Below are 18199 nucleotides of genomic sequence, written 5' to 3' on the forward strand. Positions count from 1 at the left end.
GTGGACGTGCGCGGGCGAGCCGCCGCCGGCCGGCGGTCCGCCCCGCGAAAGCGACAGATCAGCGCGGAGTTCCGGCGCAGATCTGTCGCTTTCGCGTACCGAACCGGCGCCCCTGGGCAGGCGCAGGCGAGCCGCGGACCGGCGGTCAGCGGGCGGCGGAGGCGGTCTGTACGAGGCGGACCGCGCCTCCCGAGGCGGCGTACCCACGGCCGACGGTCAGTGCCACCGGCGATCGGCGCGGCAGGGTCACGCCGAGGAGCTCGCCGTCGTAGTCGACGTCCGGCTGCAGGAGCACCCCGCACCGGGACTTCCGGACCGCCCGCGTCCAGTGGCTGTACATCGAACGGAGGTCGGCGGACCGGCCGGATGCCACGACGCAGAGGCCGGGACGCTCGGTCGACAGCAGCGACGCGATGCTCTGGTCGCCGTCGTCGAACCGTTCGGCGTCGTCGATGAGCAGCAGGACCGGGCCGCGCTCGAGGCGGATGCCCGCGAGGAGCGCCGGGACCTCGTCCGCCCCGACGGCGATGCGGTCGAACGAGCCGGTCGCCAGGGGTGAGCGACGGTCGCAGATCGCCCACACCGACGGTCGGACGCCCTTTGTGTTGCGCGCCGACTCAGCCAGGGCGAGGAGGACCGACGACTTGCCGGAACGTGCCGGGCCGGCGACCAGGACGTGCTCGCCGTCGTACACCTCGAGGACGGCGGTCCCGAGGTCGTCCTCCGCGATCCCGATCGGCATCTGCCACGGTTCGGTGTCGAAGCGGGCGGGGACACCGAGGTCTGCGACCGACACCGCTCCGGGGAGGCGACCGACGGCGCTGGCCTTCGGCGCCGCACCGGGCCAACGCTCGGCGACGGCGAGGACGGCCTCCGCCAGGGTCCCGCCCGGGGTGCCGACGTGGGACTGCAGCTTGCTGACCGAGTCGATGAAGCGGCCCGGGACCGGCGGCGGGACGTCCTTCGGGCGGACGCCGATCGTCGCGTAGTCGTACGGGTCGGCGAGGCGGAAGAGCCACTTCTGTGTCGTGACCTCGTCCATGGCGGACGGGACGGCCTTCGCACGGGTGGTCGAGACCGCGAACGAGATGCCGAGCGCGGGCCCCTCGGCGTACACGCGGTAGAGGGCGTCGAGGAGTTGCTGGCCCTCGAAGTCCTGGTACTCGTCACGGAGCGCGGCGAGGCCGTCGAGCAGGACGACCGCGCGGCGGCCGCCCGGGGCAGCCCGGCGACGATCGAGTTCGGTCCGCAGGTAGCGGAGCATCCGGGCCTGCAGCTCACCCGCGCCCGCGCCGGAGCCGACGTACGCGCTGGTGTGCGGCAGGTCGGCGAGCGGGGCCAGGTCGCCGGCGCCCATGTCGAGCACCAGGAGGTCGAGGTCCTCAGGGCTCGTGGTCCGTGCGAGCTGCAGTGCGATCGACGCCAGCGCGGTGCTCGTCCCACTGCCGGGGATGCCCATGAGCATGAGGTTGCCCTCGCTGCGGTCCCAGCCGGTGGTGACCTGCCGCTGGTTGTCCGGGTCGTCGGCGAGGGCGACCGGGACCGTGCTCGGCGTGCCTGCAGGGCTGTCGGCGGGGACCAGCGTGTCGAGCGGGACGGACGCGCCCAGGGCCTCCGGCCAGATCGGACGGGGCGGGCCGTACCCGGCCTCGTCGTTCGCAGCCGAGATGGCATCGATGAGGACGTCGAGGTCGGTCAGGTCGGAGGCGGCCGGAGCGGCGAAGGCCACCGGAGCCGGCACGCCGAAGACGTCGGTCGGGCGCACAGTGACCGGCTGCTCGGCGCGGAGGTCGCGAGCGCGGCCGGTGACCAGCGCGGTCTGCACCGGTGTGATGTCGTCCTGCCCGAGCTTCACGTAGGCGCGACCGGTCTGCTGGCGGCCGATGCCGGCTGCCGAGGGGACGCCGATGACGTTCGTGGAGTCTTCGCGGCTCTGCACGCGGAGTGCGACACGCATGTTCGTGTTGGCGAGGATGTCCTCGCTGACGACACCGGCCGGTCGCTGGGTCGCGAGGATCATGTGGACGCCGAGGGTGCGACCGACCGCGGCGATCGCCACGAGCGAGGTGAGGACGTCCGGGAAGTCCTTCGCCAGCATCGCGAACTCGTCCACCACGAAGAGCAGTCGGGGCATCGGCTCCGCCGGCTTCGTCGCCAGGTACGCGTCGAGGTTGTCGATGTCCGCACCCGCGGCGGCGAACACCCGCTGGCGACGACCGAGTTCGGCTTCGAGGGCACGGATCGCCCGGTCGGCGAGCTGCTCGTCGAGGTTGCTGATCGTGCCGATCGTGTGCGGCAGTCGCTCACAGGCGGCGAAGGCGGCACCGCCCTTGAAGTCGACGAGCAGGAAGTTCAGGCGCGTCGGGTCGTTGCGGGCGGCGAGGCCGGCCACGAAGGACCGCAGGAACTCGCTCTTGCCGGAACCCGTCGTGCCACCCACCAGGCCGTGTGGGCCGTCGCGGACCAGGTCGATCTCGAGGACGCCGCTCTCGGACGAGCCGATGGGCGTCGAGAAGCCGGTGCGGGCCTCCCAGGCGGCCCGGATCGCGGCTGCGCCGGAGAGCGCTTCGGTGGTGTCGGCGCCGGTGAGCAGGTCGGGGAGCCGGACGAGCGCTGGCAGCGACGCTCCCGGCACCAGGAGCTCGGGGTCGTCGAAGTGGGCGACGTGGCGGGCGCAGAGCTCGGCGGCCTCGGGCGACAGCCCGGCGAGCACGACGTCCTCGACGCGGGTCCGGTCCTCGGGGCGGTAGACGGTCGCCGCGGCGTCCGCGCTGACCGTGATGATCGTGGTGCAGGCCGCGGGGAGCTGCTGCTCGTTCGTCGCGATGACGATCCCGCTCACCCGGCGCGGACGCTCGCCCGGACGGCGCACCTGTCCGAGCGCGCTCCGGCCGTGCCCGAGCAGGCTGCGGGCCGGGGCGTCGCGACCCTCGGTGAGGACCTCGGAGTCGATGAGGACGAGGAGCTCCGGGGTCGGCAGCTCGTCGATGGACTCGCGCAGGCCGCGGAGCACCGCGGCGCCCTGGTCACGCTGCGCCGACATCCACCGCTGGCCGGTGCTGCTGCCCGCCACGCGGGCGTGCGGCAGCCAGGAGGCCCAGGACCAGTCGTCCTCGCGGCCCCGGTCGCAGAAGACGCCGACGGTCAGGTCGGCGGGTCCGCAGTGCACGGTCGCCTGGACCAGGAGGCTGCGGGCAAGTGCGAGGGCGCCCTCACGGTCACCCACGATCCCGACCACCCCGGCGTCGCTCAGGTCGGCGACGACGGGCGCGGCGGTGAGCTTGCTCGACTCGATCGCGGCCTTCGCGTCGTCCTCGAGCTTCGTCTGCGTCGCGCGCGAGTCCAGTTCCGGCCGCCACGGTGCGTCACCCGTGCCGGCGTGCAGGCTGAGGAAGTCCACGTCGTCGGCCCGACGCTGCCAGAGCGTCGTGGCCGGCAGGAGCGCACGCCGCACGACGCTCGCCGGGTCCGGCACGAGTTCCTGCCGGCGCGCTGCCTCGATGGCGGCGGCCGCGGTGATCTCGCCGCTGAAGCCGCGGACCGCCTCGGCGAAGCGCTCGTCCTCTTCCTTGAGGTTCCGCGCCCGCCGGTGCTTCTGCTCGAACCACATGCCGATCGCCGTCACCGGGCTGAGGAGGGCGAAGAGCGCGAACCGGGCGTCTCCGAGCAGGAGCACCATCGCCCCGGCCAGCACCAGCGGAGCCGCGACCGTGATCCAGCTGAACTTCGACGCGGGCGGCACGTCGCGCTTCGTCGGCGGGGACACCGGCTCGACCGTGGTGTTGCGTCCGGGGCGCGGCGGACGGTTGAAGGGAGCTGTCGCCGCCGGGGTCAGGTTCGGCAGGGACCCGGGCGCAGGCACCGGCGTTTCGTGCAGGTCCGGGCGGACGAGCAGGACCGCGCCGCCGACGATGACGCTCGTGCCGACCTCGACCAGGACGCCGTCCTCGTCGATGCGCTCCCCTGCCACCACGGTGCCGTTCGTCGAACCGGCGTCACGGATCCGGACGCCGTCCTCCTCGAGCTCGAGCGTGCAGTGCTCCCACGAGGCGCTCTCGGTGGGCAGGACCAGGTCGGCCTGCGGGGCGCGGCCGACCACGAGCCTCCGGGACCGCGGGACGGACACCACCGCGCCGGTGACGAGGCCTCCCGCCAGGGTGACCGTCCACCCGTCGACCAGCTGCGGGCGCTCCTCGGGGGTGCGGGCGATGCGTGAGCCTTCGAGCAGGACCAGGTCACGGAGGGGCGTGTCGACGCTCGTTCGGTGCCCGTCGACCGCGAGGGTCGTGCCGGGTTCCAGCGCCAGGCCCGTCGCCGACTCGACCAGCTCACCCAGGCAGCTGGCGTTCGCCCAGCCGTCGACCTCCACCGCTTCACGTCGGTCGTCGAGCTCGATCAGCAGACGCATGCGCGCTCCTCCTCGTCCGTGGGGTGGTGGGGTGTTGCTCGTCCGCGTCGGTCCCGCTGGCCCGGTGGGTCAGCGGGCCGTCGAGTCCTGGAACCAGACGAGCGATGCGGTCTGCTCGGTCGTCGCCGGACGCAGCCCGAGCGTCTGCGAAGAGGCCGCGAGCACGGTCGCGTCGGCGCGGAGGGCCTGCTGCTGCCGGAAGTCGAGTGCCGGACCGGCGAGGCCGTCCGACGCATCGAGGCGCAGCGTCGAGAGTGCGTCAGCGACTGCCGACGGCTCGTCGCTGCGTGCGGCACCGACGGCGCGAACGAGCGCGACGACCGCGTCGTGGCTCCGTGAGTCGGCCGCCCATGCGACCGCGCTGAACGGCTGGTCGGCCGTGAGGTTCTGCGCTTCCGCGTCATCGGACAGGATCCGGACGCCGCCGAGGAACGCGGACATCGAACGGCCCTGGGCGTCGGAGGTCAACGCGCGTGCATCGTCCGTCGCGACCCCCGTCGAGACGAAGGTGCCCGACAGGCTGCCGTTCGCCGCGGCGAGGGCGGTGCCGAACGCCGGGCTCGTCGCATCGGGGGTGAGCACGACCGGGACGGTGACGTCGGCGGACTGCAGCGCCGCGACGAACGCCCCCTGCCGTGCCGCCGGACCGCTCACCACGACCGCGTCGGAGTCGGGCTTCGTGGCCTCGGTGTCCGTCGTGTCGGCGGTCACGTCCGACGTCGCGGTGGTCGTCGGGGCAGCACCGGTCCGCTGGGCCACGGTCGTCGCGAGCGCAGCGTCGTCTGCCGCGTCGTCGGCGTCCATCACGTGGGCGAACCGGATGCCGGACGGAGCACCGCCGCCCAGGTCCACGAGCAGCGGGGAGTCAGCGCCGCGGATCGCACGTTGCATCGCCGCGCTGACCGAGGCCCGGGAGGGTGCGGTCGACCAGGACCCGTCCCCGCCGTCGGCGTACGGGAGCACCACGGGGACGCCAGCGTCGGATGCCGCGTCGAGCGCGCCCGAGACGTGCGCTCCGGAGGAGGCGACGACGATGCCGGCCACGCCGCTGTCGACGAGCTGCTCGACGGCGCGCTTCGCTCCGCCCGCGCTGCCGCCGTCGTTCCGGGTGACGAGTTCCACGTCGGTCCCACCGAGGGTCAGACGCTTCGCCGCCACGAGGGCTCCCTGCGCGGCTTCGTCCCACTCGGACCCCTCGCCGTCGCCGAGCGTCACGACGACGCCGATCTTCGTGCCGTCGGGCACGTGCGCCACCCGGATCGGCACCGGGACCGTCGCCGGGACGGCTTCGGCAGCCGGGGTGTTGCGGTCGATCACGAAGACCACCACGGCCAGCACCACGGCGATGACGAGGACCGCCAGGGCAACGATGACGAGGGGCTGCCGCGGCCCGCGAGCGTCCCGCGAGTCCTCGACGGCCTGGTGCGTCATCGTGCCGCTCCGATGGTGAAGGCGTACAGCGTGGTGGAGGTCGCACCCTTCGGCACGTCCATCCGGAACGCGGGCAGGGCGGTCGCGGCATCGAGCGAGGCCCGGAACTGCTCCTGCTGCAGCAGGATCCCCGCCACGTCCTCGGCCCGGACGTTGGCGTACCCGGCAGCGTTCTGCGATGCGAGGGCCAGCTGGTAGTCGGCGGAGTCGGACTTCGCCGCGCTCGTCGCCATCGCGCCGAGGATGCCGGAGCCGTTGACCTTGCGGTCTCCCAGGTCGAGCATCACGCGGTTGAGATCGCCGGTCAGCAGCGTGCTCGCGCCCTCGACGTCGCGGGTCGACGCCGTCGTGCTCGCGTCGATCCGGGCGAGGCTCTGCTTCGTCTGCTCGTCGACGGCGCTCGCCAGGGCGGCGTTCTCACGCTCGAGCTTGCCCTTCTGGCCGTCGATCGTGCCCTTGGCGCCCGCCGTCACGTCCTTCGAGGTGGAGCGGAGGCCGGCGACGGACTGGTCGAACGCCTTGATGACCGCCGCGTTGCTCGTGGTGGCCTGCGCCGAGACGTCGCGGACTTGCTGGTCGATGAGGGCGTCGATCTGCTGCTTCGTCGCGGCCTCCGCGTTAGCGAACTTCGCCTTGATCTCCGTCCCCAGGTTGTTCTGCTGGGTCACCACACCCTCGAGGCTGGACTTCACCGCCGCGTCGGAATCGGCGAGCTTCTTGAGGATCGGCTGCAGGTCCTGGACCGAGTCCTGGACCGTCCCATCACCGGCCTTCAGCGCATCGTCGACTGTGCCGAGCAGCCTCTTCACCGCGTTCACGTCGTTCTGCAGGGCCACCATCGCTGGCCCAATGCCATCAGCCGTTCGCTCGAGGTCCGTTGCGTTGATGACCGAGTCCCAAGCATTGGCCTGATCGGCAAGGCGAGCTTCCATCGGCGAGGCATACGGGAAGGGCGGCGTCAAGGGCTTCGGCTGGGTCCCATCGCCCCCAGCATCGCAAGGGGTGCTCATCAAGTAGGAGCGCAGCTCATTCGCCTGCGCTTCCGTGAGACCCGGGGAGGTGGGGAAGAGACCAGTCGGGTCCTGGAAGGCGATGAACTGGCAGATTCGAGTCGCGAGCGCCGAGTTCTGGGCTTGCATCGAAGTACCGCCAACGCCCACGTCGCCGATCAATTTGCGAGCCGCTACCGCCTTGTCGTGCACCGCCTCCACTTCCGCGCGCACGTCGCCAATGCCTTGCTCAGTAGTGGCGACGCTGTCGCGTAACCCGTTCAGGGCGGCCTTCGTCTGACCGGAGGTAGCAGTGGAGTCACTTCCGAGTGTCGTGAGCTTCGCGGTGATCTCGCTCACATCGTCGCTGACTTCTCCGTAGCTCTTGAGGGCGCCAGCCGCGAACTCCGGCTTGAGGCTCTCGGCGAGCGCATTGCCAGTGCTCACGAGACCGGTGAGCGCCTGCGTGATCGTCGTCGACGACGCGAAGAGCGCACATGTCAGGGACGACTTGTTCGACGGCAGTGCACAGTTCGTCGCGTCCGGCTTCTCCGGCCCGACCGACGACGCCAGCTGAGCACTGACCTGCTGCTTGCAGGCCTCGCTCGCATCCGCGTACCCGGCGAGCTGAGCGGACACGCGCAGCAGGTTGCCGTAGACACTGGCGCCACCGGCAGCCTGCTGCGGTTCTGCAGCGCAGCCGTTGCCGTCGATCGCCGGCGTCGGCGCGGTCGCAGAGGTGTCACCGAGGAGCGCGTCGAGGCTGCCGGTGGTCTCCTGCAACTGCTGCAGGACCGTGGACTGGGTACCGCTCACCGTCGACCCGAGATCGCCCTTGAGCGAGCCGAGCTGACCCGAGAGCGACTTCATCGTGCTGGCCAGCGACGAACTGCTCTCCTTGAGCCGCTCGGCCGTGCGGACACCGAGGGTCGCGGAGGTCGTCTCGAGGTTCGAACGGACCTCGGTGATCGTGCCGCCGGCGCGCGCGAGGACCTCGTTGACCTGGGAGATGAGGTCGATGGTCCGTCGCTGCAGCGCCAGCTCGGAGTCGGTGTCGGACCCGAAGGCCGCGTCCACCACACCGGTCGAAGAGAGGTCCGTCGAGATGCCCGGCTGCGCAGCCATGTCGAACGAGGGCGCCGCGAAGTCGTCGACGTTCGCGACGAGGTGCAGGGTCGTGCTGGCGCCGGACGTCGGCGGCGCGAGGAGTCGTCCCCACTGCACGACCGCGTCGCCGTCGCCGTTGGCGCTGACGACACCGTCCGTCGCGGTGGCGTCGTCGGACGTGTCGGTGACGATGTTGCTGGGCTTCGTCCCGAGCAGCACGGTGGACGCCGCGATGCTGAAGGGCGCACCGACGAGAGCCGGAGTCGTCCGGGAGGCGCCCGCCACGTCGTACGTGAGGTTGCGGGACCGTACGGTCAGGTTCTCGACGGTCAGGTCGATCTCGACCCGGCCGGAGTAGCCCGCCAGGTCCGCGAGGTCAGTGCCGCTCTTCTTCGCCGTCGTGTACTGCGTCGTCACGCGGAGCGGCAGGTCGGCCGCCGCCTTCGCCGTGTCGTGCTCGGTGACCGCCGACGAGGACCCGTCCGTGCCGACCGAGATCGCGGTGTCGGAGATCGCGGTGATCGACCCGTCTGCCGCCAGCTTCGTGTCGACCGTCTGCAGCACACGCGACGGCTTGTCGACCGTCCGGTCCGACGAGGTGCACCCCGAGAGCACCAGCGCAGCAGCACCTGCCACCGCGACCACGGCGAGCGCGCGGCCGTTCCTCGTTCGTACCCCTGGATGCAGCATGCGCAACGACATTGACGACCGTCCCCCTCAAGAACCGACAAGCAACTCGATCCTAACGGGGCTGCGTCGCGCAGGGACGACTGTCCACAGGCGCCCGGGTCCCCCGTTCGGGCGACAGACCAACGGCGATGACTCGCGGGCCGTTCGGCCCTCGGTGCAGTGATCACCATGACCCGAGCTACGCCGATTGCGAGAAGGTCAGCACCAGCGCGCCGAGTTCGCTTCGAACGGGCCAAGAATCCGCGACCAGCCGTCCGGCCTCCCGCACCAACGACCGGGACACGGGGCTCTCGTGCTCCTGCGCCAGAGCACGGGTGAGGACGGACCGAACCGCGTGGATTTGATCGTCGGAGGCTGCGTCCTCAGCGCCGCGCTGGTCCAGGGTGTCGATCAGGTCAAGCAAGCTCATGTCGTCCCTCCGGTCGCGCCTGCGCGGACCATGCGGCGAACTCAAGAACGACGATATCCGAGGAGTTCCGGCGAGGCACCGAACACCCGCAACAGGGCCCTCACCTCGAGGGAGCCACCACCGGCCTCGAGAGCGTCCTCTTCCCCAACTCACTGATCCATTCGGTAGCTCACGATCTCCGGTTGTACCCGCAGAAGTCCCAGCACCTCACGGAAGTTGAAGGATCTCGCACCGACGACGAGTTCCCAGTCGCCTGGCTTCAGTGAGGCAGCGATACGACCGCGGTTCTCATCAGTGATTCCACGTTGGATGTTGAGGACGCCGCAACTCTTCGTCGTGACTTCGACCTGCGGGATGCTCGTACTCGACAGGTTGGTCGACGACACCCTGACCGAGGTCGCTTCAGCAGTGGAACCTTCACAGGTGACCGTCTTTGGGTGTGAATGGTCGTACGCCCTCAGCGCGAGCGGGCAGATCACGAACATCAAGAAAATGACGGCAAGCGACAGCAGCCAGCCCAAGGTCATCACTGCGACTTTGCGTTCCGACATCCGGGGCCAATCACCGTGCGCGAGGCTGTGACTCACCGACTCAACTCATCCTGTTCGCGGTGACGAGTGACAAACGAGATCCGCGAGCGCCAGGGTCCGGATCGTCACGAAGCGCCGCGCGTTCCGTGCTGACACTCGACCCGTCCGGGACAGCCGTGTTCGGGCGCACGTCATCGCTACCAGCCATCAGTCCTGTGGACCCTGGGCAGCAGATTGAAGAAGTCGAAGAGCCCCCGCGGTACGATCGAGCCCTTGCCCATCGAGAGCGATCGAACAGGATCGCATTCGATACGACGCCCAGGCTTTTCAGCATTGTCGGATGTCACTCCATTCAAGTAGCCGGTTCGTGCGCGGCAGATGTGGAAGACCCTCACGATGCAGATCAGTCCGCCAGCGGCACCGATCGACGCCACGGGAAAGCTGCCGTAGACACGGTCGCCGCCGGATCAGACCGGAACAGCGCTGCCGGTGCTGCAAAAAAAACGAATACGAGCGGAATCGGCTGCTGACACGCGCCGACGTCAGGCGCCGCACAAGCTCCCCAGCGATACTCGAAAACGTCGTGGATGGCGTCTGTTCCTATGCCCGCCCTGCAGCGAGCGCGCTGTACCGCTCTCGCACAGGCCTCATCTGTCAGTCTCAGCCCGCACATCAAAGACGTTCGGAGCAACTCCGATGCCCTGGAACAAGCCCCGAAGATGCGCAGATCCCGCACCGATCTTGACTTTGTAACGCCCACCGCGCACGATCTCGGCTGCCTTCTCCTCGGCTGCCTCGGTGGTGAGCCCTCCGCTCATCACAAGCGTTCCGCAGTCGGTTGATCGGTACTCGACCTGGTTGGACGACGTGCCGACTCCCTTCAAAGATCGACTTGAAGCCGACCCGGCGTAGGCGGCCGTCATCTCGCAACTGATCGTCGTTCTGTGCGCACTGTCGTACTTCTCGAGCATCGTGGGACCGATCAGGAATACGAAGAGCACGAGCGCGAAGAGCGCCAGCACCAGCAGAGAGATCACCCACTTGACAGGTCTTGACAGATTCCGGAGACTTTTCGCTGGTTGTCCGAAGGAATCCATATCTGCTCCCTTACTTCTTTCCCCTGTTCAGCGGTTGGGCCCTTCCGCTCCCTGCGTCACACCACCCAGGAAAGAGTCCCTGAGTTTGATGATCGAGGGGCCGGGGAGGCGCGGGCTTGTTCTCGATGTCCGGAGGGTTCCCCCAGCCGAAGAAGTCGTCCCGCCACTTCTCGAACCCGTTGCGGTCGGCCTACTGCCCCTGCCACTCACGGGCCTGGCGACGGCGTTCGCGTTCTTCCGCGGCAGCCGTCTTCATCTGGTCGACCCAGCCGGCAACCGTGCGCATCATGTCGGAGATGGTCGTGCCGTCGCTCTTCGCGACGCTCGCGTTCTCGGTGAACAGCTCCGAGAAGTGGCCGCGGAACTCCTGCGATGCCGTCGACACGTACGACTGACGGCTTCCGATCTGCCCGTCGATCGCACTGGCTGCGCTGCGCATGGCACTGCCGAGCGCATCAGCGGTCGCGTCGTCGAACTCGATCGGATCGGTGTTGGCGTGCAGCTGGTCAGCCATGGTGGCTCGTCCCCCCGGAGAAGTGGTGCTGGTCGTGATGGTCGACGAGCCTCCGCAGCGGATCCCCCTGGAGGCTGTGACCCCGACCAACATACCGATTCGTCCACCCGCTCGGTGCTGCCTGTGGACACCCGCACCGTCCTCCACTCCCCGCCCGTTCACCGCCCGTCTCCACAGGCGCCACCCGGGCAGCCCCCGGCGCAGGGTGCTGGTGGCAGGATGTGGCCATGGACACCGAACCGCAGCTCGACGGCGACTCCGTCGCGAACGACCTCGACGACTTCGACGAGGTCGTGGAGATCGAGCACGAGTCGCTGCCCTCCGACCGGTACTTCGACCGCGAGCTCAGCTGGCTCCGCTTCAACCAGCGCGTGCTCGAGCTCGGTGAGGACCGGACGCAGCCGCTGCTCGAGCGGGCGAACTTCCTCGCGATCTTCGCCTCGAACCTCGACGAGTTCTTCATGGTGCGGGTCGCGGGCCTGAAGCGCCGCATCGACACCGGCATCGCGGTCCCCACCAACGTCGGTCGAGCGCCGAGTGACGTCCTGCGCGACATCGCGATGAAGGCGCACGAGCTGCAGGAGCGGCACGCGAACGCCTTCATCGGGTCGCTCAAGCCGGACCTCGACGCCGCCGGCATCCACGTCGAGCACTGGTCCGACCTGGGCGAGGACGACCGCCTCCGCATGCGCGAGTACTTCAGCGAGCAGATTTTCCCGGTGCTCATGCCGCTCGCGGTCGACCCGGCGCACCCGTTCCCCTACATCTCCGGCCTGTCACTCAACTTGGCGGTCCGGGTGCGGAACCCGAAGTCGCAGCGTCAGGAGTTCGCGCGCCTCAAGGTGCCGCAGAACTACCCGCGCTTCATCAAGCTGCCGGACGACAACTCCGGGCGGCTGCGCTTCATCCCGCTCGAGGACCTGATCGCGAACCACCTCCCCGATCTGTTCCCGGGGATGGAGGTGCTCGAGCACCACGTGTTCCGCATCACCCGCAACGAAGACGTCGAGATCGAAGAGGACGAGGCAGAGAACCTCATCCAGGCGCTGGAGCGTGAACTCCTCCGTCGTCGCTTCGGTCCGCCGATCCGTCTCGAGATCACCGAGGACATGGACGCGGTGACGCTCGACCTGCTGGTCCGCGAACTCGACATCACCGAGCAAGAGGTCTACCGCCTGCCGTCGCCGCTCGACCTCGGCGGACTGTTCGAACTGGCGAAGCTCCCGCGCCCGGACCTGCACTACCCGCGCCACGTGCCGACGACCCCGGTGCAGTTCCAGCCGGGCGAGCCGAACACGAAGCCCGACCTGTTCCGCGCGATCGCCACTCGGGACGTCCTGGTCCACCACCCGTACGAGTCCTTCGCCACCAGCGTGCAGGCGTTCCTCGAGCAGGCCGCCGCAGACCCGAACGTGCTGGCGATCAAGCAGACGCTGTACCGCACCTCGGGTGACTCCCCCATCGTGGAGGCCCTGATCGACGCCGCCGCGGCCGGCAAGCAGGTGCTCGCCCTCGTCGAGATCAAGGCGCGGTTCGACGAGCAGAACAACATCACGTGGGCGCGCAAGCTCGAGAAGGCCGGCGTGCACGTCGTGTACGGCCTGGTCGGGCTGAAGACGCACTCGAAGCTGGTGCTCGTCATCCGGCAGGAAGGCGGGACACTCAAGCACTACAGCCACATCGGCACGGGCAACTACAACCCGAAGACCTCGCGCATCTACGAGGACATGGGGTTGTTCACCGCGGACGACACCGTCGGCAAGGACCTGACTCGGCTGTTCAACGAGCTGTCCGGGTACGCGATCGAGAAGAAGTTCAAGCGTCTCCTCGTCGCTCCGCTGCACCTGCGCAAGGGCCTGGTGAAGCGCATCCAGGCCGAGGCGGAGAACGCCCTCGCCGGGAAGCCCTCGGGCATCCGCATCAAGGTCAACTCGATGGTGGATGAGCAGATCATCGACGCGCTCTACCTGGCGAGCCAGGCCGGGGTTCCGGTCGACATCTGGGTCCGGGGGATCTGCTCCTTGAAGCCGGGCCTCGAAGGCGTGAGCGAGACGATCCGGGTCCGCAGTGTGGTCGGACGGTACCTCGAGCACTCGCGGGCGTTCGCGTTCCACAACGACGGCGACCCGGCGGTGTTCATCGGCAGCGCCGACATGATGCACCGCAACCTCGATCGTCGCGTCGAGGCCCTCGTCCGCCTCACCACCCCGGCGCACATCACCGAGGTGCAGGAGATGTTCGACCTGGCGATGGCCGAGACGACCAGTTCCTGGCACCTCGAGTCCGACGGCGAGTGGAGCCGCCACTCGACGGACGACGACGGACGCCCACTCGACGACGTGCAGAATGTCCTCATGCGGACCATCTCGGCACGGAAGCGTTCCACTCGGTGAGCGGTGGGCAGTCGGGCCCGGTCATCGCGGCCGGCGCCGTGGTGTGGCGCGAACAGGACGGCGAGCCGCTCGTCCTCCTGATCCACCGCGAGCACCACAAGGACGTCTCCTTCCCCAAGGGCAAGGTGGACCCGGGCGAGAGCATCCCCGAGGCCGCCGTGCGCGAGATCGACGAGGAGACCGGGTACCGCGTGCACCTCGGCGCTCCCCTCGGCCGAGCGGAGTACGTCCTACCGAGCGGCCGCGACAAGGTCGTGCACTACTGGTCGGCTCGGGTCTCCCGCAAGGAGGCCGAGCGTGCGGGTCAGTTCCGCCCGAACGACGAGGTCGCCGCCGTCGAGTGGGTGTCCATCGACGACGCCCGCGCCCGGCTCACCTACGAACGTGACGTCGCGATCCTCGACCGGTTCGCCGAACGTGCCGCCGCGGACGAGCACGACACCTTCGCCCTGATCGCCCTGCGGCACGCCAAGACGGTCCCCGGGTCAGACTGGGACGGCCCTGACGCCACGCGTCCGCTCCTCCCCCTCGGCCGCGCGCAGGCGAAGGCGGCTGCGGCTCCGGTCGCGGCGTTCGGGCCGAAGAAGATCGTCAGCAGCACGGCCGCCCGGTGCCTGGCGACCGTGGAACCCCTGTCGGCGCGGACGAAGGTCGGGGTGTCCGACACCCCGGACATCAGCCAGGATGCCCACGAGCGTGGGACTGCCGACGTCAAGGGCGTCGTCCGGAAGCGCCTGGACAAGGCGAAGACCGCGGTGCTCTGCTCGCACGGCCCGGTCCTGCCCGACATCGTCGCGCGGATCGCGACGGACACCGCGGACGACGCGGCGAAGTTCGACCTGCGTCGCGCCGCCATGCTCTCCGTCGGCGAGTTCGCCGTGATGCACATCGCCGGCCGGAAGCTCATCGCCGTCGAGACGCACCGCAACACCGTCAGCGCCTGACCCGAGCCGACGCGGGAGCCAGCGCCAGCGCAGCCAGCGCAGCAGCGCAAGAGCGCAAGCAGCGCAGCAGCGCCAGCGGTCGACAGCACCGCTCGGTGGGCAGCGTGCCCCGATCCTGCCCGGTGTCCGGCGACCCGCACCGGGTGAACCCCGCGTTCACCTCCCGTTCACCGGAGAGCGTCATCCCGGTCACCTCTCGTCCCTACAGTCACTCCCGGGTCAGCACCGGCCCGGGGACCACACAGCGGTCCCACTGCACTTACATTCCCGAAGGGACCCCTGTGAACATCAAGCGAATCGGCTCGGTCGCGGCAATCGCGATCGCCGGCGCCGTCGTGCTCTCCTCCTGCGCGGCGAACGAGGATGCTGGCAACGGCGGCAACTCGTCGTCGCCCGCCGCCTCCTCGGGTGTCGACTACTCGAGCCTCTCCGGCACGCTCACCGGTTCCGGCTCCTCCGCACAGCAGACCGCCGAAGCGACCTGGGCCGCCGGCTTCCAGGGTCAGGCTTCCGGCGTCACCGTGAACTACTCGCCTGACGGTTCGGGCGCGGGCCGCAAGAACTTCGTCTCGGGTGCCGCGGACTTCGCCGGCTCCGACGCCGCCCTGTCCGAGGAGGAGCTCGGCGGCACGTTCGCCGCGTGCGCCGCGGACTCGAAGGCCATCGACATCCCGGTCTACATCTCCCCGATCGCGATCGCCTACAAGATCGACGGCGTCTCGGACCTGACGCTCGACGCGAAGTCCATCGCGGGCATCTTCTCCGGCAAGATCACGAAGTGGAACGACTCCGAGATCGCGTCGCTCAACGACGGCGTGAAGCTGCCGGACGCGAACATCACCGTCGTGCACCGCTCCGACGACTCCGGCACGACCGAGAACTTCTCCGAGTACCTGTCGGAGAACGCGGGCGACGCCTGGGGTAAGGAGCCGAGCCAGACCTTCCCGTTCCAGGTCGGTGACGCGGCGGCGAAGACCTCCGGTGTGGCCTCGGCCATGCAGGGTGCCTCGAACGCCATCACCTACATCGACGACTCCGGCGCCGGTGACCTCGACAAGGCCAAGCTCATGGTCGGCGACAAGGCCACCGAGATCTCGGCCGAGGGTGCTGCGAAGGTCGTCGCCGACTCCGACGTCGCCTCGGGCCGCGAGGACAACGACCTCGCGATCGAGATCGACCGCAAGGACACCGCGGAGAACGCGTGGCCGCTGGTGCTCGTCTCCTACGCCATCGCCTGCCAGGAGTACAAGGACAGCGACAAGGCCGACCTCGTGAAGGCGTACCTCGGGTACGTCGTCTCGGCCGACGCGCAGAAGGCCGCAGCGACGGAGGCCAAGTCGGCCGCCCTGTCGTCCGACCTGGGCGAGAAGGCCGCCGTGGCGGTCGAGTCCATCAAGTAAGTCCGCTCAGCGCCCGGACGCCGGTCCCACCCACTCGACCGGCGTCCGGGCTCTCGCCCGTCGTGACGCGAGCTGCCGACGCCTGCTGCGTCCCGCGCCCGTCACGACCCTGACGCTCCACCTCTCCCCCGAACCCCTCGCGCTCACCCGGCGCGATCCTCCGACAGGAGCCCCATGACGACCGCACCGGTCCGAGACCAGGACATCTCCACCCCGTCCAAGCCGAAGGCCGTCGTCCGCATCGGCGACCGGGTGTTCTCCGCCGCCTCCGTCGCGGCCGGCAGCCTGATCCTCTTCGTCCTCGTCCTCGTGGCCGCGTTCCTCGTCTGGCAGAGCATCCCGGCCTTCAACGCCGAAGCCGGCACCCTGCCGAACAGCGCCGCGAACTTCTGGACCTACGTCGGCCCGCTCGTCTTCGGAACGGTGTGGTCGGCCTTCCTCGCGCTGATCATGGCGGTGCCGTTGGCGATCGGCATCGCGCTCTTCATCTCGCACTACGCGCCGCGCCGGCTGGCTCCGGTCCTCGGCTACGTCATCGACCTGCTCGCCGCGGTGCCGTCGGTCGTCTACGGCCTCTGGGGCATCGTGGTCCTGGCCCGCCTGGTGAAGCCGTTCTACGCGTTCCTCAACGACCACTTCGGATGGATCCCACTCTTCTCCGGCCCGCTGTCCGGGACCGGGCGCACGATCCTCACCGCGTCGATCGTCCTCGCGGTGATGGCCATCCCGATCATGACCGCCGTGATGCGTGAGATCTTCCTGCAGGCGCCGACGCTGAACGAGGAAGCGGCCCTGGCCCTGGGTGCGACGCGTTGGGAGATGATCCGGATGTCGGTCCTGCCGTTCGCCAAGTCGGGCATCGTGTCCGCGATCATGCTCGGCCTCGGTCGGGCGCTGGGCGAGACGATGGCGATCGCCCTGGTGCTCTCGGTGTCGACGAACATCACCTTCCAGCTCCTCACCCCGTTGAACCCGTCGACGATCGCAGCGAACATCGCCCTGCAGTTCGCCGAGGCCTCCGGCACGGCCCTGAACGCGCTCGTCGCGTCGGGCCTGATCCTCTTCGTCATCACCCTGGTCATCAACATGCTCGCGCGGTACATCGTCCGCAAGCGAGTCTCCTGACGGGAAAGGTCGCACCCGATGTCCCTCGCACTCCGTCAGCCCGCCACCGCCGGCAACGTCTTCGCCAACGGCAAGCTCCACAAGTCCGTCCCGTGGTTGCTGCTCGTCGGCAGCTGGGTCGCCCTCGGCCTGGTCTTCGCCCTGCTCAACGCCGGCGGCGCCACCAAGGACTTCAACGTCGTCGCCGCGGTCTTCCTCGGCACGGTCCTGTTCGACGTCCTCATCGTCGTGGTCTCCCGCATCGTGGAGGGTGGCCGCAAGGCCGTCGACCGCCTGATCACCTCGCTGGTCATCACCGCCTTCGTGATCGCGGTCCTGCCGCTGGTGTCCCTCCTCTGGACGGTCCTGGCCGACGGTCTCGCGCGCTTCGATGCACAGTTCTTCTCGTACTCGATGCGCGGGGTCATCTCCGAGGGCGGTGGCGCGGTGCACGCGCTGATCGGCACGCTCGAGATCACCCTGTTCGCGGCGCTGATCAGCGTCCCGATCGGACTGCTCACCTCGATCTACCTGGTGGAGTACGGCAAGGGCGTGCTGGCCCGCGGCATCACCTTCTTCGTCGACGTGATGACGGGCATCCCCTCGATCGTCGCCGGTCTGTTCGCCTACTCGCTGTTCGCGCTGTTCCTCGGCCCGGGTGCCCGCTTCGGCCTGGTCGGTTCGGTCGCCCTCGCGGTGCTGATGATCCCGATCGTCGTGCGTTCCACCGAAGAGGTCCTGAAGATCGTGCCGATGGAGCTCCGCGAGGCCTCGTACGCCCTGGGTGTGCCGAAGTGGCTGACGATCATGAAGGTCGTCCTGCCGACCAGCCTCGCGGGCATCACCACGGGTGTCATGCTCTCGATCGCCCGCGTGATCGGTGAGACGGCGCCGCTGCTCGTCACGGCCGGGTTCACGTCGAGCATGAACTACGACCTGTTCAAGGACCCGATGATGACGCTGCCGGTGTTCGCGTACACGCAGTACTCGCAGCAGGGCGCCAACCCGGTGCCGTTCGTCGACCGGGCCTGGACCGCGGCACTGCTCCTCATCCTCATCGTGATGCTGCTCAACCTGCTGGCCCGCTTCATCACCCGCCTGTTCGCGCCCAAGCTCCCCCGCTAGGGAGAGGCACTGCCTCCCCCGCCAGGGAGAGGCAGTGCCTCCCCCGCCAGCGCGCGGA

Annotated in this window: 12 protein-coding genes; 5 read left to right on the forward strand and 7 right to left on the reverse strand. The window is 69.3% G+C overall.

Annotated features, from left to right (window positions below):
* Positions 1-145: 145 nt before the first annotated feature.
* From DEJ33_RS14335 to DEJ33_RS14365, 7 genes are all read right to left on the reverse strand, one after another.
* Positions 146-4408, reverse strand: a complete 4263-nt coding sequence (locus DEJ33_RS14335) for an FtsK/SpoIIIE domain-containing protein (RefSeq protein WP_111195350.1) — start codon at positions 4406-4408, stop codon at positions 146-148.
* A 69-nt stretch (positions 4409-4477) separates the two neighbouring features.
* Entirely contained in the window at positions 4478-5839 is a 1362-nt protein-coding gene (locus DEJ33_RS14340; protein WP_111195351.1) for an ABC transporter substrate-binding protein, read from the reverse strand.
* Positions 5836-8637, reverse strand: a complete 2802-nt coding sequence (locus DEJ33_RS14345) for a hypothetical protein (protein ID WP_146242641.1) — start codon at positions 8635-8637, stop codon at positions 5836-5838. The genes DEJ33_RS14340 and DEJ33_RS14345 overlap by 4 nt, the downstream gene beginning before the upstream one ends.
* A gap of 166 nt (positions 8638-8803) precedes the next feature.
* Positions 8804-9034 (reverse strand): hypothetical protein, encoded by a 231-nt coding sequence (locus DEJ33_RS14350; protein WP_111195353.1) that lies wholly within the window; start codon positions 9032-9034, stop codon positions 8804-8806.
* 149 nt (positions 9035-9183) lie between these two features.
* A complete protein-coding gene (locus DEJ33_RS17000; protein ID WP_146242642.1) occupies positions 9184-9621 on the reverse strand; it encodes a hypothetical protein in 438 nt (145 codons plus the stop codon).
* 590 nt (positions 9622-10211) lie between these two features.
* Positions 10212-10661, reverse strand: coding sequence for a hypothetical protein (locus DEJ33_RS14360; protein ID WP_146242643.1), 450 nt, complete (start codon positions 10659-10661; stop codon positions 10212-10214).
* A gap of 190 nt (positions 10662-10851) precedes the next feature.
* Positions 10852-11175, reverse strand: coding sequence for a hypothetical protein (locus DEJ33_RS14365; protein WP_111195355.1), 324 nt, complete (start codon positions 11173-11175; stop codon positions 10852-10854).
* Positions 11176-11402: 227 nt separating this feature from the next.
* Here DEJ33_RS14365 and DEJ33_RS14370 point away from each other — a divergent pair, with 227 nt between their 5' ends.
* The 5 genes from DEJ33_RS14370 (at position 11403) to pstA (ending at position 18141) form a co-directional block, all read left to right on the forward strand.
* Positions 11403-13568 (forward strand): RNA degradosome polyphosphate kinase, encoded by a 2166-nt coding sequence (locus DEJ33_RS14370; RefSeq protein WP_111078147.1) that lies wholly within the window; start codon positions 11403-11405, stop codon positions 13566-13568.
* Positions 13565-14512 (forward strand): NUDIX domain-containing protein, encoded by a 948-nt coding sequence (locus tag DEJ33_RS14375; protein WP_111078149.1) that lies wholly within the window; start codon positions 13565-13567, stop codon positions 14510-14512. The genes DEJ33_RS14370 and DEJ33_RS14375 overlap by 4 nt, the downstream gene beginning before the upstream one ends.
* A 281-nt stretch (positions 14513-14793) precedes the next feature.
* A complete protein-coding gene (locus DEJ33_RS14380) occupies positions 14794-15912 on the forward strand; it encodes a phosphate ABC transporter substrate-binding protein PstS (protein WP_111195356.1) in 1119 nt (372 codons plus the stop codon).
* Positions 15913-16086: 174 nt separating this feature from the next.
* Entirely contained in the window at positions 16087-17037 is a 951-nt protein-coding gene (gene pstC / locus DEJ33_RS14385; RefSeq protein WP_111195357.1) for a phosphate ABC transporter permease subunit PstC, read from the forward strand.
* An 18-nt stretch (positions 17038-17055) separates the two neighbouring features.
* Complete coding sequence (gene pstA / locus DEJ33_RS14390) at positions 17056-18141, forward strand: phosphate ABC transporter permease PstA (protein WP_110903453.1); 1086 nt, start codon at positions 17056-17058, stop codon at positions 18139-18141.
* The last annotated feature ends 58 nt before the right edge of the window (positions 18142-18199 follow it).

Source organism: Curtobacterium sp. MCPF17_047, from assembly GCF_003234045.1.
Lineage (GTDB): Bacteria > Actinomycetota > Actinomycetes > Actinomycetales > Microbacteriaceae > Curtobacterium.